This window comes from Rhodopseudomonas sp. P1, assembly GCF_039642825.1.
Classification (GTDB): Bacteria; Pseudomonadota; Alphaproteobacteria; order Rhizobiales; family Xanthobacteraceae; genus Rhodopseudomonas; species Rhodopseudomonas palustris_H.
Map to the genome: position 1 here is coordinate 3,365,335 of NZ_CP088006.1, position 15,634 is coordinate 3,380,968.

A 15,634-nucleotide genomic window follows, 5' to 3' on the forward strand; every position below is an offset into this window, starting at 1 on the left:
GCGAGCCTCTACCTTGGCGTGGCGATGCGCGCCGGTCCGACTCGGGCCGCGCTCGGACGGCCAACGGCAGAAGGACTTCGGCATGCGGACAGCAGCAGCTTTGATCGTTGCAGGTGTGGTGTCTATCGGGACGACCGCGGCCTTTGCGCAGGCACCGAAAGCTCCCGCCCCCGCCGCTCCGCAGGCCGCCCCTGCTGCAGCGCCCGCCCCACAAGCGGCAGCCGCGGCCAAGCCGGTCTGCGCCAATCCCGATGCGCTCGGTGTCGGCCGCGTGGTCGAGATCGACACCACCGGCGGCCCTGGCTTCGGCTTCGAACATTTCAAGCAGCTCGACTTCCTGCGTGACAAGGAAGTGGTGCTGACGTTCGACGACGGCCCCTGGCCGGTGAACACCCCGGCGGTGCTGAAGGCGCTCGGCGACCAGTGCACCAAGGGGATCTTCTTCCCGATCGGCAAGCACGCCACCTATCATCCCGAAATCCTCAAGCAGGTCGCCGCAGCCGGCCACACTGTCGGCTCGCACACTTGGTCGCACGCCAATCTCGCCAACAAAAAGCTGACCGAGCAACAGGCCAAGGACGAGATCGAAAAAGGTTTCGCCGCGGTGAAGTGGGCGATCGGCACCGCACCGTCGCCGTTCTTCCGCTTCCCGGCGCTGCAGCATCCGCCGGCGCTGGTGACCTATCTCGGCACCCGCAATGTCGCGATGTTCTCCTGCGACATCGACTCGTTCGACTTCAAGGTGCGCAAGCCGCAGCAGGTCGTCGACAACGTGATGAATAAGCTCGACAAGCTCGGCAAAGGCATCATCCTGATGCACGACTTCCAGAAGAGCACCGCCGAGGCGTTGCCGGAGCTGCTGCGGCGACTGAAGGCCGGCGGCTACAAGGTCGTGCAGATGCGTGCCAAGGCGCCGGTGCAGACGCTGCCGCAGTACGACGAGGAGCTCGCCAAGAGCAATCCGCTGCCGACGGTGAGCACCCGGCCGGTCAGCGCCGTCGTGCAGACGATCTCCGAATAAGCCGCATCGCCTTGCAGATGCGGATTGCGAAGCGCCAATGACGGCGAAGCCGGCGTTGACGATCGAGGGCTACGTCATCGTGTCGGCCGAGGGCAACCTCGCCGACGCCAATCGGCTGATGCCGGACGCCTTGAAGTATAAAGGTGATCAGGCGTTCTTCGCCGCGGCGCTGGACCGCGCCGACCTGATCGTGCACGGCCGCAATTCGTTCGAAGACCAGCCCAACTCGCCGCTGCGCCGCCGGCTGATCGTGACCCGGCAAGTCTCCGGCCTAGCACCCGACCCGTCGAACCCGAAAGCGCTGCTGTGGAATCCGGCGGGCGCCTCGTTCGCGGAGGCCTGCGCCCGTGCCGGCGTGACTACCGGGACCGTAGCGATCATCGGCGGGCCCGAGGTGTTCGCGCTGTTCTTCGATCGCTACGACACGTTCTATTTGTCGCAGGCTCCGCAGGCCCGCCTCCCCGGCGGCGAGCCTTGCTTCCCAGGTGTGCCCGAGCGGACGCCCGAGCAGATCCTCTCAGCGCACGGCCTGCACCCGGCCGACCGCCAGCTCCTCGACGCCGACCACGAGGTCAGCGTCACCGCCTGGCGCCGCAGCTAAGAGGGTCAGGCGTGGCCGCCGGACGCCGCGCCGCCCCTGCCGATCCCGGCAATGATCAGCAGCCCGCCGACCAGCGACAGGCTCTTCAGTGCGACCGCCAGATTGGCTTGCGCATCCGCACCCGTCTGGTTCCAGAAGTCGTGGAAGTAATAGGTTCCGATCGCCACGAACACGATCAGCACCAGCGCGCAGAACCGCGCCCCGAAATTCAGCGCGATCAGCAAGCCGCACAACAGCTCGATGCCGCCCGCCGCCAGCGCCAGCATCTGGGCGAATGGCATTCCGGCCGCCTGCTCGAGCTGCGCCGTGTAGGTGGCCAGCATCTCCGGCACCACGAACTTGCCGGCCGCCTGGGTGGTGGCAGGCAGATCGAGCAGTTTGATCGCGCCGGAGTAGATGAACAGAATGGAGAACAGAAAGCGCCCGAGTGCGATCAAGGCCGGCATGTGCATCCCCATCCACAGCGGCGAACGCGCCGCACCGCGCCGTCAGTATGGGCGCGGTGCATGGGGTTTTCAAACGAACAAAAAACGACAGGCCTGACGTGGCCTCAGGCGAACAGCGTTCCCTGATGCCGGCCCGCCCGCTCCTGCGCTTCGACCACCGCCACCGCGGTCATGTTGAGGATGCCGCGCGCGGTCGCTGACGGCGTCAGGATGTGCGCCGGCAGCGCAGGTCCGATCAGGATCGGGCCGACGGGCAGCGCCTCGCCCACCACCTTGATCATCTGATAGGCGACATTCGCGGTATCGAGATTCGGCATGATCAGCACGTTGGCGACGCCGGTCAGCCGCGAATGCGGCAGGATCATCTGCCGCGACGTTTCCGACAGCGCGCTGTCACCCTGCATTTCGCCGTCGGCTTCAATCTCCGGATGCTTCTCGGCCAGGATCGCGGTGGCGCGGCGCATCTTCAGCGACGAGTCGGTCGGGAAACTGCCGAAGTCCGAATGCGACAGGAACGCGATCTTCGGCTTGATGTTGAAGCGCTGCACATGGACCGCAGCGAGCGCTGCCAACTCGGCGAGCTCTTCCGCGGTCGGATTGGGCCGAACCTGGGTATCGGCGATGAAGATCGGACCCTTCTTGGTGATCAGCAACGCCAGCGCGGCGTAGTCCGAGACGCCGGGGCGCCGGCCGATCACGTCGCGGACGTGGCGCAGATGGTTCATGTAGCGGCCATCGAGACCGCAGATCATCGCATCGGCCTCGCCGCGCGCCACGGCGAGCGCCGCGATCACCGTCGAGTTGGTGCGCACCACCGTGCGCGCCGCTGCCGGCGTCACGCCGGCGCGACCGGCGATGTCGATGTAGGACTGCACGTAGGAGCGATAGCGCGGGTCGTCCTGCGGGTTGACCAGGTCGAAATCCTCACCGGGACGGATCGACAGGCCCGAGCGCTTGATCCGCGCTTCCACCACCGACGGACGGCCGACCAGGATCGGCCGTGCCAGCTTCTCCTCGAGGATGGTCTGCACCGCGTGCAGCACCTTCTCGTCTTCGCCTTCGGCGTAGATGACGCGGACGGGCTGGCCCTTCGCCTTGGCGAACACCGGCTTCATCACCAGGCCGGAGCGGAACGCGAAGCGCTCGAGCTGCGCGTAGTAATCGTCGAACGAGGTGATCGGACGGGTCGCGACGCCGGAATCCATCGCAGCCATCGCCACCGCCGGCGCGATCCGCAAGATCAGGCGCGGATCGAACGGGCTCGGGATCAGCGAGCCCGGCCCGAAGCCGAACGCTTCGTCGTTATCGAGACCGACCGACACCGGGTCCGCGGGCGCCTCGCGCGCGAGCTGCGCGATGGCATCGACGGCCGCGTGCTTCATCGCCTCGTTGATCGCGGTGGCGCCGACATCGAGCGCGCCGCGGAAGATATAGGGGAAGCACAGGACGTTGTTGACCTGGTTCGGGAAGTCCGAGCGCCCGGTGCAGATCATCGCGTCGGGCCGCACCTTGCGCACGTCTTCCGGCATGATCTCGGGCGTCGGATTGGCGAGCGCCATCACCAGCGGCCGCTCCGCCATCTGCTTGACCATGTCCTGCGACAGCACGTTCGGCCCGGAGAGGCCGAGGAAGATGTCGGCGCCCGGGATGACTTCGGCCAGCGTCCGCTTGTCGGTCTTCTGGGCGTAGACCTCTTTCCAGCGGTCCATCAGCACATTGCGGCCTTGGTACACCAGGCCTTCGAGGTCACAGACGAAGATGTTCTTGCGCTGCGCGCCGAGCGACACCAGCAGATTGAGGCAGGCGAGCGCCGCTGCGCCAGCACCGGCCGCGACGATCTTGACCTTGGAGATGTCCTTGCCGGTCAGCGCCAGCGCGTTCTTCACCGCGGCGCCGACGATGATCGCGGTGCCGTGCTGATCGTCGTGGAACACCGGGATCTTCATCCGGTCTTTCAGCATCGCCTCGATCTCGAAGCACTCCGGCCCCTTGATATCTTCGAGGTTGATGCCGCCGAAGGTCGGCTCCAGCGCGGCCACCGTTTCGACCACGCGATCGACGGTATCGGCCGCGATCTCGATGTCGAACACGTCGATGCCGGCGAACTTCTTGAACAGAACCGCCTTGCCTTCCATCACCGGCTTGGCGGCGAGCGGCCCGATATTGCCGAGGCCGAGCACCGCCGTGCCGTTGGTGACGACGGCGACCAGGTTGGATCGCACGGTGAGCTCGGCGGCCTGCGCCGGATCGGCTGCGATCGCGTTACAGGCTGCGGCAACGCCGGGGGAATAGGCCAACGCAAGGTCGCGCTGGTTGGCGAGTGGCTTCGATGCCTGAATCTCCAGCTTTCCGGGCTTCGGCCGGCGATGATAGCCGAGCGCTGCCGCCTGAAGATCTTCGGAATACGACGCCATACGTTCCCCCGCCATTGTGGTTGGTTTCGACTCGCTGCCTGACGCTTACTTAGTGTCGGGCAGATTGAGCCGGATGTGCAGTTCGCGAAGTTGCTTGGGCGACACCTCGGACGGCGCACCCATCAGCAGATCTTCGGCACGCTGGTTCATCGGGAACAGCGAGATTTCGCGCAGGTTGGTGGTGCCGCACAGCAGCATCACGATGCGGTCGACGCCGGCCGCCATGCCGCCATGCGGCGGAGCGCCGTACTGGAAGGCACGGTACATGCCGCCGAACCGGTCGATCACTTCCTGCTCGCCGTAGCCCGCGATCTCGAACGCCTTCACCATCGCCTCGGGGCGATGGTTGCGGATGCCGCCCGAGGCGATCTCGTAGCCGTTGCAGGTGATGTCGTACTGGAACGCCTTGATGGTCAGCGGATCCTGCGACGTCAGCGCATCCAAGCCACCCTGCGGCATCGAGAACGGGTTGTGCGAAAAGTCGACCTTCTTGTCGTCCTCGTTGTACTCGTACATCGGGAAGTCGACGACCCAGGCGAGCGAGAACTGATCCTTGTCGATCAGGTTCAATTCCTCACCGACCTTGGTGCGCGCGAGCCCGGCGAACTTGACGAACTTGGATGGATCGCCGGCCACGAAGAACGCGGCATCGCCGGCCTTGAGGCCGAGCGCGGCGCGGATCGCTTCGGTGCGCTCCGGCCCGATGTTGTTCGCCAAAGGACCGGCGCCCTCGCCGCCTTCGCGCCACATGATGTAGCCGAGGCCGGGCTGACCTTCACCCTGCGCCCACGAATTCATGCGATCGCAGAACGCTCTCGAGCCGCCGCCGGGACCCGGGATCGCCCAGACCTGGTTGCGCTGCTCTTCGAGCATGCGCGCGAACACCTTGAAGCCGGAGCCACGGAAATGCTCGGAGACGTCCTGCATCTCGATCGGATTGCGCAGGTCCGGCTTGTCGGTGCCGTACTTGCGCATCGAGTCCGCGAACGCGATGCGCGGCCAGCCCTTGGTGACGCGCTTGCCCTTCGCGAATTCCTCGAACACACCGGTGATGACCGGCTCCATCGCGGCGAAGATGTCGTCCTGGGTGACGAAGCTCATCTCGACGTCGAGCTGATAGAATTCGCCCGGCAGACGGTCGGCGCGCGGGTCTTCGTCGCGGAAGCACGGCGCGATCTGGAAGTAGCGGTCGAAGCCCGACATCATCAGCAGCTGCTTGTACTGCTGCGGGGCCTGCGGCAGCGCGTAGAACTTGCCGGGATGGATGCGGCTCGGCACCAGGAAGTCGCGCGCGCCTTCCGGCGACGACGCCGTCAGGATCGGGGTCTGGAATTCGAAGAAGCCCTGCTCCTTCATCCGCCGGCGCATCGAGTCGACGATGGCGCCACGCGTCATGATGTTCTGGTGCAGCTTCTCGCGGCGCAGGTCGAGGAAACGATAACGCAGGCGCACGTCTTCCGGGTATTCCTGCTCGCCGAACACCGGCAGCGGCAGTTCGCCCGCCGGGCCGAGCACTTCTATCTCGGTCACGAACACTTCGACCGCGCCGGTCGGCAGGTCGGGATTCTCGGTGCCCTCGGGGCGACGACGGACACGGCCGTCCATCCGCACCACCCATTCGGCGCGGAGCTTTTCGGCGTCCTTGAACGCCGGGGAATCTGGATCGGCGACGCATTGGGTAATGCCGTAATGGTCGCGCAGATCGATGAACAGCACGCCGCCATGGTCGCGAATGCGGTGGCACCAGCCGGACAGGCGAACGGTCTGGTCGATATGGCTGTCGCGGAGCGCGCCGCAGGTATGGGTTCGATAACGGTGCATGGAAATCCCGGGAAAGCCGTCTTTAGGCAGAATCGCGTGTCCGCAAGCCGTTGCGGAGAGCGTCAGGGTTTACCCGAGCGAACCCACCGCGGCAACCAAATGCGGAACGGGGGACCACCGCGTTCCAAGCAGGCCGCAACTCCCCTTCACAACCTTTCGCCTACCCGCCTCCGGATTGCAGCTTTTCCGCGGAAGCTGTTGAAACCGGCCGGTTTCCGGCGGATTGTCGAAACGGCGAAGCGTTCTTAACTGGTGATCGATGACAGCGCATTTTCCGTTCGACAACAGCTACGTGGCGCTCCCGCCGAACTTCTTCGCGCGGGTTGCGCCGACGCCGGTCGCCGCCCCTCGGTTGATCAAGCTGAACCGCCCGCTCGCGGTCCAGCTCGGACTCGATCCGGACCTGCTCGAGACGCCCGAGGGCACCGAGATCCTTTCCGGTAACCAAATGCCGGAGACCGCAGCCTCGATCGCGATGGCCTATGCCGGCCACCAGTTCGGCAACTTCGTGCCGCAGCTCGGCGACGGCCGGGCGATCCTGCTCGGCGAGGTGGTCGACAGGAACGGGGTTCGCCGCGACATCCAGCTCAAGGGCGCCGGCCGGACACCGTTTTCCCGGATGGGCGACGGCCGGGCCGCGCTCGGTCCCGTGCTGCGCGAATACGTCGTCAGCGAAGCGATGGCCGCGCTCGGGATCCCGACCACGCGGTCGCTCGCTGCGGTTCTGACCGGTGAAACGGTGCTGCGCGATCCGATCCAGCCCGGCGCGGTGCTGACGCGGGTCGCCTCCAGCCATATCCGGGTCGGCACGTTCCAGTATTTTGCCGCCCGGGGCGATCTCGACAGCGTCCGGGCGCTCGCCGACCATGCCATCGCCCGCCACTACCCAGAGGCGGCGCAGGCGCCCTCACCTTATCTCGCGCTGCTCGAGAGCGTGATCGGGCGGCAGGCGGAATTGGTGGCGAGCTGGATGATGATCGGCTTCATCCACGGGGTGATGAACACCGACAACTGCTCGGTTGCCGGCGAGACCATCGATTACGGCCCCTGTGCCTTCATGGACACCTTCGATCCGAAGACGGTCTACTCCTCGATCGACCAGTTCGGCCGCTATGCCTACGGCAACCAGCCCCCGATCGCGCTGTGGAACCTGACCCGCCTCGCCGAATGCTTGGTCCGGCTACTGGCTGATGATGACGACAAGGGCATCGAAATCGCCCAGACCGCGCTCGGCGGCTTTGCGGAGCGCTTCAACGCCGCCTATCTCGCCAAGCTGGCGGCCAAGCTCGGCCTGTTCACCAGCCAGCCGGACGACCAGCAGCTGTCGCAGGAATTCCTGGCTGCCCTGGCCAAGGGCGGAGCCGACTTCACACTCGCCTTCCGCCGGCTGAGCGATGCCGCCGGCGATCCGTCGGATCTTGGTGAGGTTCGGGCCCTGTTCACCGATCCGGCGCCGTTCGACGAGTGGGCTCCGCGGTGGCGTGCCCGGATCGCGGCCGAGCCTGAGGACGCCGCGACCCGCCAGGCCGCGATGCGGCGGGTCAACCCGGCCTATATCCCGCGCAATCACCGGATCGAGGCGGTAATCCGGGCTGCCGTCGACCGAAACGATTTCACGCCGTTCGAAGAGATCCTGACGGTGCTCGCCAACCCCTTCGAGGAACAGGCGGAATTCGCCCGCTATGCGGAGCCGCCGCAGCCCCATGAACGGGTGCTGGAAACCTTCTGCGGAACTTGATCGCCGCCGGGTGAGCGTGTCTAGTGGACCGGATTCGACGGCTTTGGGCAGCCGGCGCGGCCGATTGTCGCCCGAACCGTCCCCCGAACGCGACAGAGTTTAATGGACCTGATTTCAACTTCCGAGCAGCTTGCCGACGCCTGCGCCCGTCTCGCCCGCCATCCCGTCATTACGGTCGACACCGAGTTTTTGCGCGAGACGACGTTTTATCCGCTGCTCTGCGTGGTGCAGATGGCGAGTGCCGACGAAGCGCTGGTGATCGACGCGCTCGCCGAAGGCATCGACCTGAAGCCGTTCTTCGACCTGATGGCGAACGAGCAGGTGCTGAAGGTCTTCCACGCCGCTCGCCAGGACATTGAGATCGTCTGGCACCGCGCCGGGATCGTGCCGCATCCGATCTTCGACACCCAGGTCGCCGCGATGGTCCTCGGCTATGGCGACAGCATCGCCTACGATCAGCTGGTCGAGCGCATCACCGGCCACCGTCCCGACAAGACCCATCGTTTCACCGACTGGTCGCGCCGCCCGCTCACCCAGGAACAGGTGCACTACGCGGTCTCCGACGTCACCCATCTGCGCGACGTGTTCGCCGCACTTGATGCCGACCTGAAGAAGCGCGGCCGCAGCGATTGGGTCAGCGAGGAAATGGAAGTCCTGACCTCGCCGAACACGTATGACGTCCACCCCGAGCGCGCCTGGGAACGGCTGAAGACCCGCGTGCGCAAGCCCAAAGAGCTTGCGGTGCTGATGGAGATCGCCGCCTGGCGCGAGCAGGAAGCGCAGAGCCGCGACGTGCCGCGCTCGCGCGTGCTCAAGGACGATGCGCTCGGCGACATCGCCACCCACGCGCCGACCTCGTTGGAGAAGCTCGCCAACCTGCGCTCGCTGCCGAAGGGGTTCGATCGGTCGAAATGGGGCACCGAGATCGTCGCAGCGGTGCAGCGCGGGCTCGCGCGCGATATGGCTTCGCTGCCGAAGATCGACAAGCCGCGGAATAACTCCAACGGCACCGCGATCGTCGAACTGCTCAAGGTGCTGCTGCGGATGACTTCCGAGCGCCACGCGGTCGCCGCCAAAGTCATCGCGACCGTCGACGACCTCGAACAAATCGCGGCCGACGACAACGCCGATGTCGGCGCGCTACGCGGCTGGCGCCGCGAGTTGTTCGGCGAGGCGGCTCTAGCCCTGAAGCACGGCCGGCTGTCGCTTGCGATCGAACGCGGCAAGGTGATTCAGGTCGACCGCAGCGCCGCCACTCGGAGCCCAAGCGCCGAACAATGATCGTTCGACCGCAGCCTAATCTGCTTCAGCTGTTCTTTCTGGTTCAAGGCTCGGTGGTGCAGCGGATCTTTCCGCAGGCGCTGCTGATCGCGGCCTTGTCGGTGGCGGTGGTGTGGGCGCATCACGCCTATCCGGGCCTCGTTTCCGATTTCAACAGCGCGCCGTTCACGGTGCTGGGCATCGCGCTGTCGATCTTCATGGGCTTCCGCAACAACGCCTGTTACGACCGCTGGTGGGAGGCTCGCCGGCATTGGGGCGAACTGATCTGTCTCAGCCGCAATCTGGCGCGGCAGACGCAGATCTTGCCCGGCTCCGGCGAAGAGCCGGAGCGCAGCCGGCGGACGCTGCTAAGGCTGGCGATGGCATTCGTCCAAGGGCTGGTGCTGCATCTTCGGCCGGGAGGCGACACCGCCAAGGTGACGCGCCATCTCACTGCCGAAACCCGAGCGCGCTATGAAGCCAGCTGCAACGCGCCCGAAGTCATCCTCTCAGCCATGCAGGCCGAACTCGCGGCGCTGCATCGTAGCGGCGAACTACGCGACATCCCGTTCCAGATCATCGATCGCACCATCGGCCAGATGGCGATGGTGCAGGCCGCGTGCGAACGCATCCGTTCGACGCCGGTGCCGTTCGGCTATTCGCTGCTGCTGCACCGAACTGCTTACGTGTTCTGCCTCCTGCTGCCGTTCGGCTTCGCCAACACGCTCGGCTGGCTGACGCCGTTCGCCACGGCGCTGGCGGCCTACACCTTCTTCGGCCTCGACGCGCTCGGCTCCGAGCTGGAAGAACCGTTCGGCCAATTGCCCAACGATCTGCCGATCGCTGCGCTCGCCGATACCATCGAGATCAATCTGCGCGAGGCGCTCGGCGAAACCGATCTGCCGCCCTTGCCGAAGCCGGTCAACCACATCCTGGTGTGAGCCGCGAAGAGTTGCTCTGGCTTCAGCGCAGCACGATGGTCCCGGAGCACCCGACCATCTTGGCGAGCTGCTTGAACCGGCTGCCGACGCGGTCGGCGACGAGATCGACCAGACTGTGCTCGAACACCAGCATCAGCTTGCGGCCCTCGGTGCGGAAATGCGTCGCAGGCAGCACGCCAGGCCGCGCCGCACTGATCAGATGCGCCACCCGGAACGCGGCGCCAAGCAGCCGGGCGCGCTCGTCGAGCGCTTCGGTCACCAGCTCACGTGCCGACATCGGCGGCTCGTTCTGTTCGCTGAAGCCAGCGTAGCGGTAGTATACTGACAGCCCCATGAACGCGCGGTCGCGATGGGTGACATCGCCGAAATTGGCGTTGGCGATCAGCGACAGTGTCTGCTCGCCGCGATGATCCGGATGCACACGCCAGCCGACGTCAGACATCAGGCAGGCGGCGCGGCGGAGCCGGCGATCCTCATCGGTTTCCTTGACTTTGGCGACGCGGAACAGCCGATCGGTCCACTCGATCAGTTCCTCGGCGTGACGCGCCGACCGCGACAGCAGCAGGTTCAGGTTCTGCGCGGCGCACAGCAGCCCATCCTTGGCGCGCTCTGCCGGCGGCAGTTGCTCGTACAGTAATCCTTCGCGCACGCCATAGGTCGAAAACACGATCGTCTTCGGCTTGGCAATGCGGATGACGTATTCGAGCACGACCGCCGCATAGGCGAGCAGCGGCCGCCGCGCATCCGCGACGACTTCGATATCGGCGAGCTGATTAGCAGCGGCCAGCACCCGCAGCCGCTGGGCGAACCGCAAGGCTTCGGCCGCCGAGATGGAATAGCCGTGCATCACTTTGAGCGAATGGCCGCTCTGGATGATGTGGATCCGGGCGAGCGCACGCCATGTGCCGCCGACCGCGTAGAACGTGCGGCCGCGGGCGGTCTTCAGCGGTCCCGCCTGGGACAGCAATTGTTGAGCGATCCGCTCGGCGCGCTTGAGTGATTTTTGCGAAGCGTCCTGCAGGGCCAGGCTGCCGAGCGGCAGCGTCACGCCCTTACGAACGGCGTTGCCGCGGACATCGATCAGTTCGAGCGAGCCGCCACCGAGATCACCGACGACGCCGTTCGGCTTGTGCACGCCGGAGATTACCCCGAGCGCCGACAGCTTGGCTTCGCGCGGTCCCGACAGGATCTCGATGGTGACGCCGCAGATCCGCTCGGCCTCGGCGATGAAGTCGGGACCGTTCTTGGCGTCACGGCATGCGGCGGTCGCGATCGCGAACACCTTGCCAACCTTCATCACCCGGATCAGCGCACGAAACCGCCGGAGGGCCACCAGCGCCTTGCTGACGGCATCCTTGGTCAGCAGGCCGGTGGTCTGCACCTCGCGGCCGAGGCCGCACAGCGCCTTCTCGTTGAAGACGGTGACCAGACTGCGCGCCAGCGCCTCGTAGACCACGAGGCGCACGGAGTTCGAGCCGATGTCGATGACGGCGACGCTGGGTTCGCGCCTGTGCGGCTGCTTGCTCAACGTCGTCGTCCCTTAGGAAGTCTGCTGGGACTGCTGACGTTCAGCACGCCGGGTGAGCCGGCGGGGTGAGGATTCCTGGAGCGACTTCCCACGGCCGGACAAGCTCGGATTGGTCATGAAGTAGTTGTGGACGTTGAAGGGCTCCTCGCCCTTGGCCGCCTTCATACGCGTCGACGATCCGTCCGGCAACAACCGCCAGCTTTGCTCGGTATCTTTCAGGTTGGCTACCATGATCTGCTCCAGCACCTGCTGATGCACGGTCGGGTTGAGCATCGGGCACAGCACTTCGACCCGGCGGTCGAGATTGCGCGGCATCATGTCGGCGGAGGAGATGTACACCGCCGCCTTGGCACTCGGCAGGCCGTAGCCGTTGCCGAAGCAGTAGATACGGCCGTGTTCGAGGAACCGGCCGATGATCGACTTCACCCGGATGTTGTCCGACAGCCCCGGCACGCCCGGCCGCAGGCAGCAGATGCCGCGGACCACCAGTTCGACCGAGACCCCTGCGCGCGAGGCTTCGTACAGCGCGTCGATGATCTCGGGGTCGACCAGTGCATTCATCTTCAGCCAGATCGCGGCCGGCTTGCCGTGGCGGGCAAAGGTCGTCTCGCCGCGAATATGCTCGAGCATGGTCTTGCGCAGCGTGATCGGCGATACCGCCATCTTCTCGATGTCGCTAGGCTCGGCGTAGCCTGTGATGTAGTTGAACACCCGCGCAGCGTCGCGGCCGAGGATCGGATCGGAGGTGAAGTACGACAGGTCCGTATAAATACGCGCCGTCACCGGATGGTAGTTACCGGTGCCTGTGTGGATGTAGGTCGTCAGGCTGCCACCCTCGCGCCGCACGACCAGCGACAGCTTGGCGTGGGTCTTGAGCTGCAGGAAGCCGTACACCACCTGCACGCCGGCGCGCTCGAGGTCGCGCGCCCAGCGGATGTTGGCTTCTTCGTCGAACCGCGCCTTCAGTTCGACCAGCGCGGTGACCGACTTGCCGGCCTCGGCGGCTTCGGCGAGCGCGCGCACGATCGGCGAGTTGTTGGAGGTGCGGTAAAGCGTCTGCTTGATCGCGACGACATCGGGATCGCGCGCCGCCTGCTGCAGGAACTGAACGACGACGTCGAACGATTCATACGGGTGGTGGACGATCAGGTCCTTCTGCCGGATCGCCGCGAAGATATCACCGCCATGGTCGCGCACCCGCTCCGGATGCCGCGGCACGTACGGGACGAATTCAAGATCGGGACGATCGACCCGGGTGAGCTGCGACAGCTCGTTCATCGCCAGCACGCCGTCGACCAGGAACACCTCGTCGTCGGCCGCGGTGAGCGCGCGCTGCACGAACACGCGCAGCTCCTCCGGCATGGAGGAGTCGACCTCCATCCGGATCACCGACCCGCGCCGCCGCCGCTTCAGCGCGGTCTCGAACAGCCGCACCAGATCCTCGGCCTCTTCCTCGATTTCCAGTTCGCTGTCGCGGATGATCCGGAACGAGCCCTGCCCCTTGACGTGGTAGCCGGGGAACAGCCGCCCGATGAACAGCGAGGTCGCCTGCTCCAGCGTCATCACCCGGACGGCCTGGTCGCGCCCATTCCCGGGCAGACGGATGAAACGGTCGATCCGCGCCGGCATCCGGATCAGCGCATTCATCGGCTTGCCATCGGAGACCCGAGCCAGCTGCAGGCCGATTGTGAAGCCGAGACTCGGGATGAACGGGAACGGATGCGCCGGGTCGATCGCCAGCGGGGTCAGCAGCGGGAAGATGTTGTGGAGGAAGTGATCCTCGATCCACGTCCGCTCCGCCTTGGTGACGTCCTTGCCGTCCAACAACAGGATACCGGAGTCTGCGAGCACGCCGCGCAGCTCGCGCCAGATCGACTGCTGGTCGCTGGCGAGTTTGGAGACCGCCTCGTTGATCAGCGCGAGCTGTTCGGACGGCGTCAGGCCGTCCGGGCTGCGCTCGGTGATGCCTTCGCGGATCTGCGCCTTGATACCGGCGACGCGGACCATAAAGAATTCATCGAGGTTGTTGGCCGAAATCGACAGAAACCGCACCCGCTCCAGCACCGGGTGGTGCGGATTCACCGATTCTTCGAGCACCCGACGGTTGAAGTGAAGCCATGACAGCTCGCGATTGATGAATCGCTCGGGGCCGGCGGCGATCATCGACGCCGGCTCGGCTTCGCCTTTTTTCTCTTCGATGGCAATCACTTGCTCGGAGTCCATGAGAAATTGATCCAGACTAGGATGGGGCGCACCGCGGCTGCGGCGCCGCGAGACAATGCTGACGCTGCATGACGTTTCCATGACATTGAGAAACGAGGCGCAGAAGCCGTCAAGCGGGCCGCCTTCCCGCCATATGCCGCAGGGCGGGCGCTAGTCGGCGCGCAGCACTTCCGAGGCGAGCGCCCGGGTCACCGGGCGGCCGAGCCGCAGCGCCATGGTGTCGAGCTTTTCCACCACCTGGCGGGCAGCCACGAAGGACCGGTCGATCCGGTTGGCGAGGTAGCCGACAAGCGCAGCGTCGATGCACATCTGGCGGTCGGCGCAGAACTTGACGATCAGGGCGCGAAACAGCGCATCGTCAGGCGGCAGTAACGACACCACCGGCACGGCCCGCAGCCGCGACTTCAGGTCGCGCAGGTCGATCGACAAGGCTGCAGGCTCGACCCGGCCGGTGAACAGCACATAGGCCTCTTCTTCCCGCGCCATGTTCATCAGGTGGAAGAGCGCCCGCTCGTCGAAGCTGCCCGGCACCAGGTCTTCCACCACCACCGCGCCGGTCGCCAGCGCGCCGGGCACCGCCGCTGCATTCAGCGCCTGCGCCGCGGTCGACCGCGCGCCAGCCAGTTCGGCCCAGATCGCGGCCAGATGGCTCTTGCCGCTGCCCTCGGGGCCAACCAGCATCATGATACGGTTGGGCCAGTCCGGCCAGCTCTCGATCAGAGACAGCGCCGCGGTGTTGGCTGAACCTTCCAGGAAATCCTCGCGCGACAGGCTTTCGGCATGCGGCAGGTCGAGGGCTAATTGTCGAGGTTCAACGCGAACTGGCACGGGGCGCTCCATGCCGGCCCAAAACGCGGCCGGCCGACGCGGTCAACGGCTTGGCTCGATCGTGCTCATATGCCGCATCCACTCGACGAGATAGAGGGAGACGGAAAGCAAGGTCAAGACGGTCACCGCGCCCATCAGAAAGAGGTCGTAAGGCGCCGGCTCGAAGCCGAAGGCGAGCGCGCCGAGGATCAGCGCGGCGAACGACACCTGGGCGACCGTGTTCAGTTTCGACACCATCAGCGGCTTCATCGGGATCGGCCGCCCGAACACCCAGGAGATCATCACCGCGCCGACGATCATGATGTCGCGCGACACCACCAGGATCACCAGCCAGCGCGGGATCGCCCCCCAGATCCCGAGCGAGACGTAGATCGAGACCAGCAGCGCCTTGTCGGCGAGCGGATCGAGCAGCGCACCGAGCTCGCTGGACATGTTGAAGCGCTTGGCCAGAAACCCGTCGACCGCGTCGCTGACCCCGGCCACCACGAACACCGCGAAGGCGATTTCCATCTCATTGGACGCGATCGCCCAGACGATCACCGGCACCAACAGGATGCGGCAAAGCGTAATGATGTTTGGAATGCTCACGCAACGTTCCCGGCTTCCGGCCCAAATCCGCCGAAAAACCTCGACTTTCGACGGTTGAGCGGGCTGGTTTTCTACATAGACCATGCTGGGTCCCCTTGCGAGCCATTGCACGCTGGCGGAATCCGACGTAACCACCCCAAAACATCGGCCGGGCGCGGACAAGCGGGACTTAGGTCTAGCGTCGTCGCGCCGGCGAAATCGACGGCGGGCTCCGCCCTGGCGACG

Annotated in this window: 12 protein-coding genes; 5 read left to right on the forward strand and 7 right to left on the reverse strand. The window is 65.7% G+C overall.

What is annotated here, in order from left to right:
* The first annotated feature begins 82 nt into the window (after positions 1–82).
* Positions 83–1,021 carry a polysaccharide deacetylase family protein gene (locus LRC39_RS15590; protein WP_346294892.1) on the forward strand — a complete coding sequence of 313 codons (939 nt, stop codon included), beginning with the start codon at positions 83–85 and terminating at the stop codon, positions 1,019–1,021.
* A 37-nt stretch (positions 1,022–1,058) separates the two neighbouring features.
* Entirely contained in the window at positions 1,059–1,622 is a 564-nt protein-coding gene (locus LRC39_RS15595; RefSeq protein ID WP_346294893.1) for a dihydrofolate reductase, read from the forward strand.
* A 5-nt stretch (positions 1,623–1,627) separates the two neighbouring features.
* Here the strand turns inward: LRC39_RS15595 and LRC39_RS15600 are convergent, their stop codons facing one another.
* From LRC39_RS15600 to aspS, 3 genes are all read right to left on the reverse strand, one after another.
* A complete protein-coding gene (locus LRC39_RS15600; protein ID WP_107346631.1) occupies positions 1,628–2,068 on the reverse strand; it encodes a DoxX family protein in 441 nt (146 codons plus the stop codon).
* Between the two features lie 104 nt (positions 2,069–2,172).
* Positions 2,173–4,482: an NADP-dependent malic enzyme gene (locus LRC39_RS15605; protein ID WP_107344917.1), complete on the reverse strand. Its 2,310-nt coding sequence runs from the start codon at positions 4,480–4,482 to the stop codon at positions 2,173–2,175.
* 45 nt (positions 4,483–4,527) lie between these two features.
* Entirely contained in the window at positions 4,528–6,303 is a 1,776-nt protein-coding gene (gene aspS, locus LRC39_RS15610) for an aspartate--tRNA ligase (protein WP_264052550.1), read from the reverse strand.
* Positions 6,304–6,562: 259 nt separating this feature from the next.
* Here aspS and LRC39_RS15615 point away from each other — a divergent pair, with 259 nt between their 5' ends.
* From LRC39_RS15615 to LRC39_RS15625, 3 genes are all read left to right on the forward strand, one after another.
* On the forward strand, positions 6,563–8,041 hold the full coding sequence (locus tag LRC39_RS15615; protein WP_346294894.1) for a protein adenylyltransferase SelO: 1,479 nt from the start codon (positions 6,563–6,565) through the stop codon (positions 8,039–8,041).
* A 102-nt stretch (positions 8,042–8,143) separates the two neighbouring features.
* Positions 8,144–9,322, forward strand: a complete 1,179-nt coding sequence (gene rnd, locus LRC39_RS15620; RefSeq protein ID WP_346294895.1) for a ribonuclease D — start codon at positions 8,144–8,146, stop codon at positions 9,320–9,322.
* Positions 9,319–10,242 carry a bestrophin family protein gene (locus LRC39_RS15625; protein WP_346294896.1) on the forward strand — a complete coding sequence of 308 codons (924 nt, stop codon included), beginning with the start codon at positions 9,319–9,321 and terminating at the stop codon, positions 10,240–10,242. Before rnd ends, LRC39_RS15625 begins: the two co-directional genes overlap by 4 nt.
* Before the next feature lie 22 nt (positions 10,243–10,264).
* Here LRC39_RS15625 and ppx read toward each other — a convergent pair whose 3' ends face one another.
* The 4 genes from ppx to LRC39_RS15645 all read right to left on the reverse strand — a co-directional run bounded on the left by ppx (position 10,265) and on the right by LRC39_RS15645 (position 15,409).
* On the reverse strand, positions 10,265–11,770 hold the full coding sequence (ppx, locus tag LRC39_RS15630; protein WP_346294897.1) for an exopolyphosphatase: 1,506 nt from the start codon (positions 11,768–11,770) through the stop codon (positions 10,265–10,267).
* Between the two features lie 12 nt (positions 11,771–11,782).
* Positions 11,783–13,993 (reverse strand): RNA degradosome polyphosphate kinase, encoded by a 2,211-nt coding sequence (locus LRC39_RS15635; protein WP_346294898.1) that lies wholly within the window; start codon positions 13,991–13,993, stop codon positions 11,783–11,785.
* Between the two features lie 150 nt (positions 13,994–14,143).
* Positions 14,144–14,833 carry a chromosomal replication initiator DnaA gene (locus LRC39_RS15640; protein WP_430624896.1) on the reverse strand — a complete coding sequence of 230 codons (690 nt, stop codon included), beginning with the start codon at positions 14,831–14,833 and terminating at the stop codon, positions 14,144–14,146.
* 30 nt (positions 14,834–14,863) lie between these two features.
* Positions 14,864–15,409, reverse strand: a complete 546-nt coding sequence (locus tag LRC39_RS15645) for a CDP-alcohol phosphatidyltransferase family protein (protein WP_107344924.1) — start codon at positions 15,407–15,409, stop codon at positions 14,864–14,866.
* Between the last annotated feature and the right edge of the window lie 225 nt (positions 15,410–15,634).

Coding starts and splice junctions, on each gene's coding strand:
- LRC39_RS15625 (WP_346294896.1), top strand. CDS start 9,319: ATGATCGTTCGACCGCAGCCTAATCTGCTTCAGCTGTTCTTTCTGGTT.
- LRC39_RS15635 (WP_346294898.1), bottom strand. CDS start 13,993: ATGGACTCCGAGCAAGTGATTGCCATCGAAGAGAAAAAAGGCGAAGCC.
- LRC39_RS15615 (WP_346294894.1), top strand. CDS start 6,563: ATGACAGCGCATTTTCCGTTCGACAACAGCTACGTGGCGCTCCCGCCG.
- LRC39_RS15595 (WP_346294893.1), top strand. CDS start 1,059: ATGACGGCGAAGCCGGCGTTGACGATCGAGGGCTACGTCATCGTGTCG.
- LRC39_RS15605 (WP_107344917.1), bottom strand. CDS start 4,482: ATGGCGTCGTATTCCGAAGATCTTCAGGCGGCAGCGCTCGGCTATCAT.
- LRC39_RS15640 (WP_430624896.1), bottom strand. CDS start 14,833: ATGGAGCGCCCCGTGCCAGTTCGCGTTGAACCTCGACAATTAGCCCTC.
- LRC39_RS15600 (WP_107346631.1), bottom strand. CDS start 2,068: ATGCCGGCCTTGATCGCACTCGGGCGCTTTCTGTTCTCCATTCTGTTC.
- LRC39_RS15590 (WP_346294892.1), top strand. CDS start 83: ATGCGGACAGCAGCAGCTTTGATCGTTGCAGGTGTGGTGTCTATCGGG.
- rnd (WP_346294895.1), top strand. CDS start 8,144: ATGGACCTGATTTCAACTTCCGAGCAGCTTGCCGACGCCTGCGCCCGT.
- aspS (WP_264052550.1), bottom strand. CDS start 6,303: ATGCACCGTTATCGAACCCATACCTGCGGCGCGCTCCGCGACAGCCAT.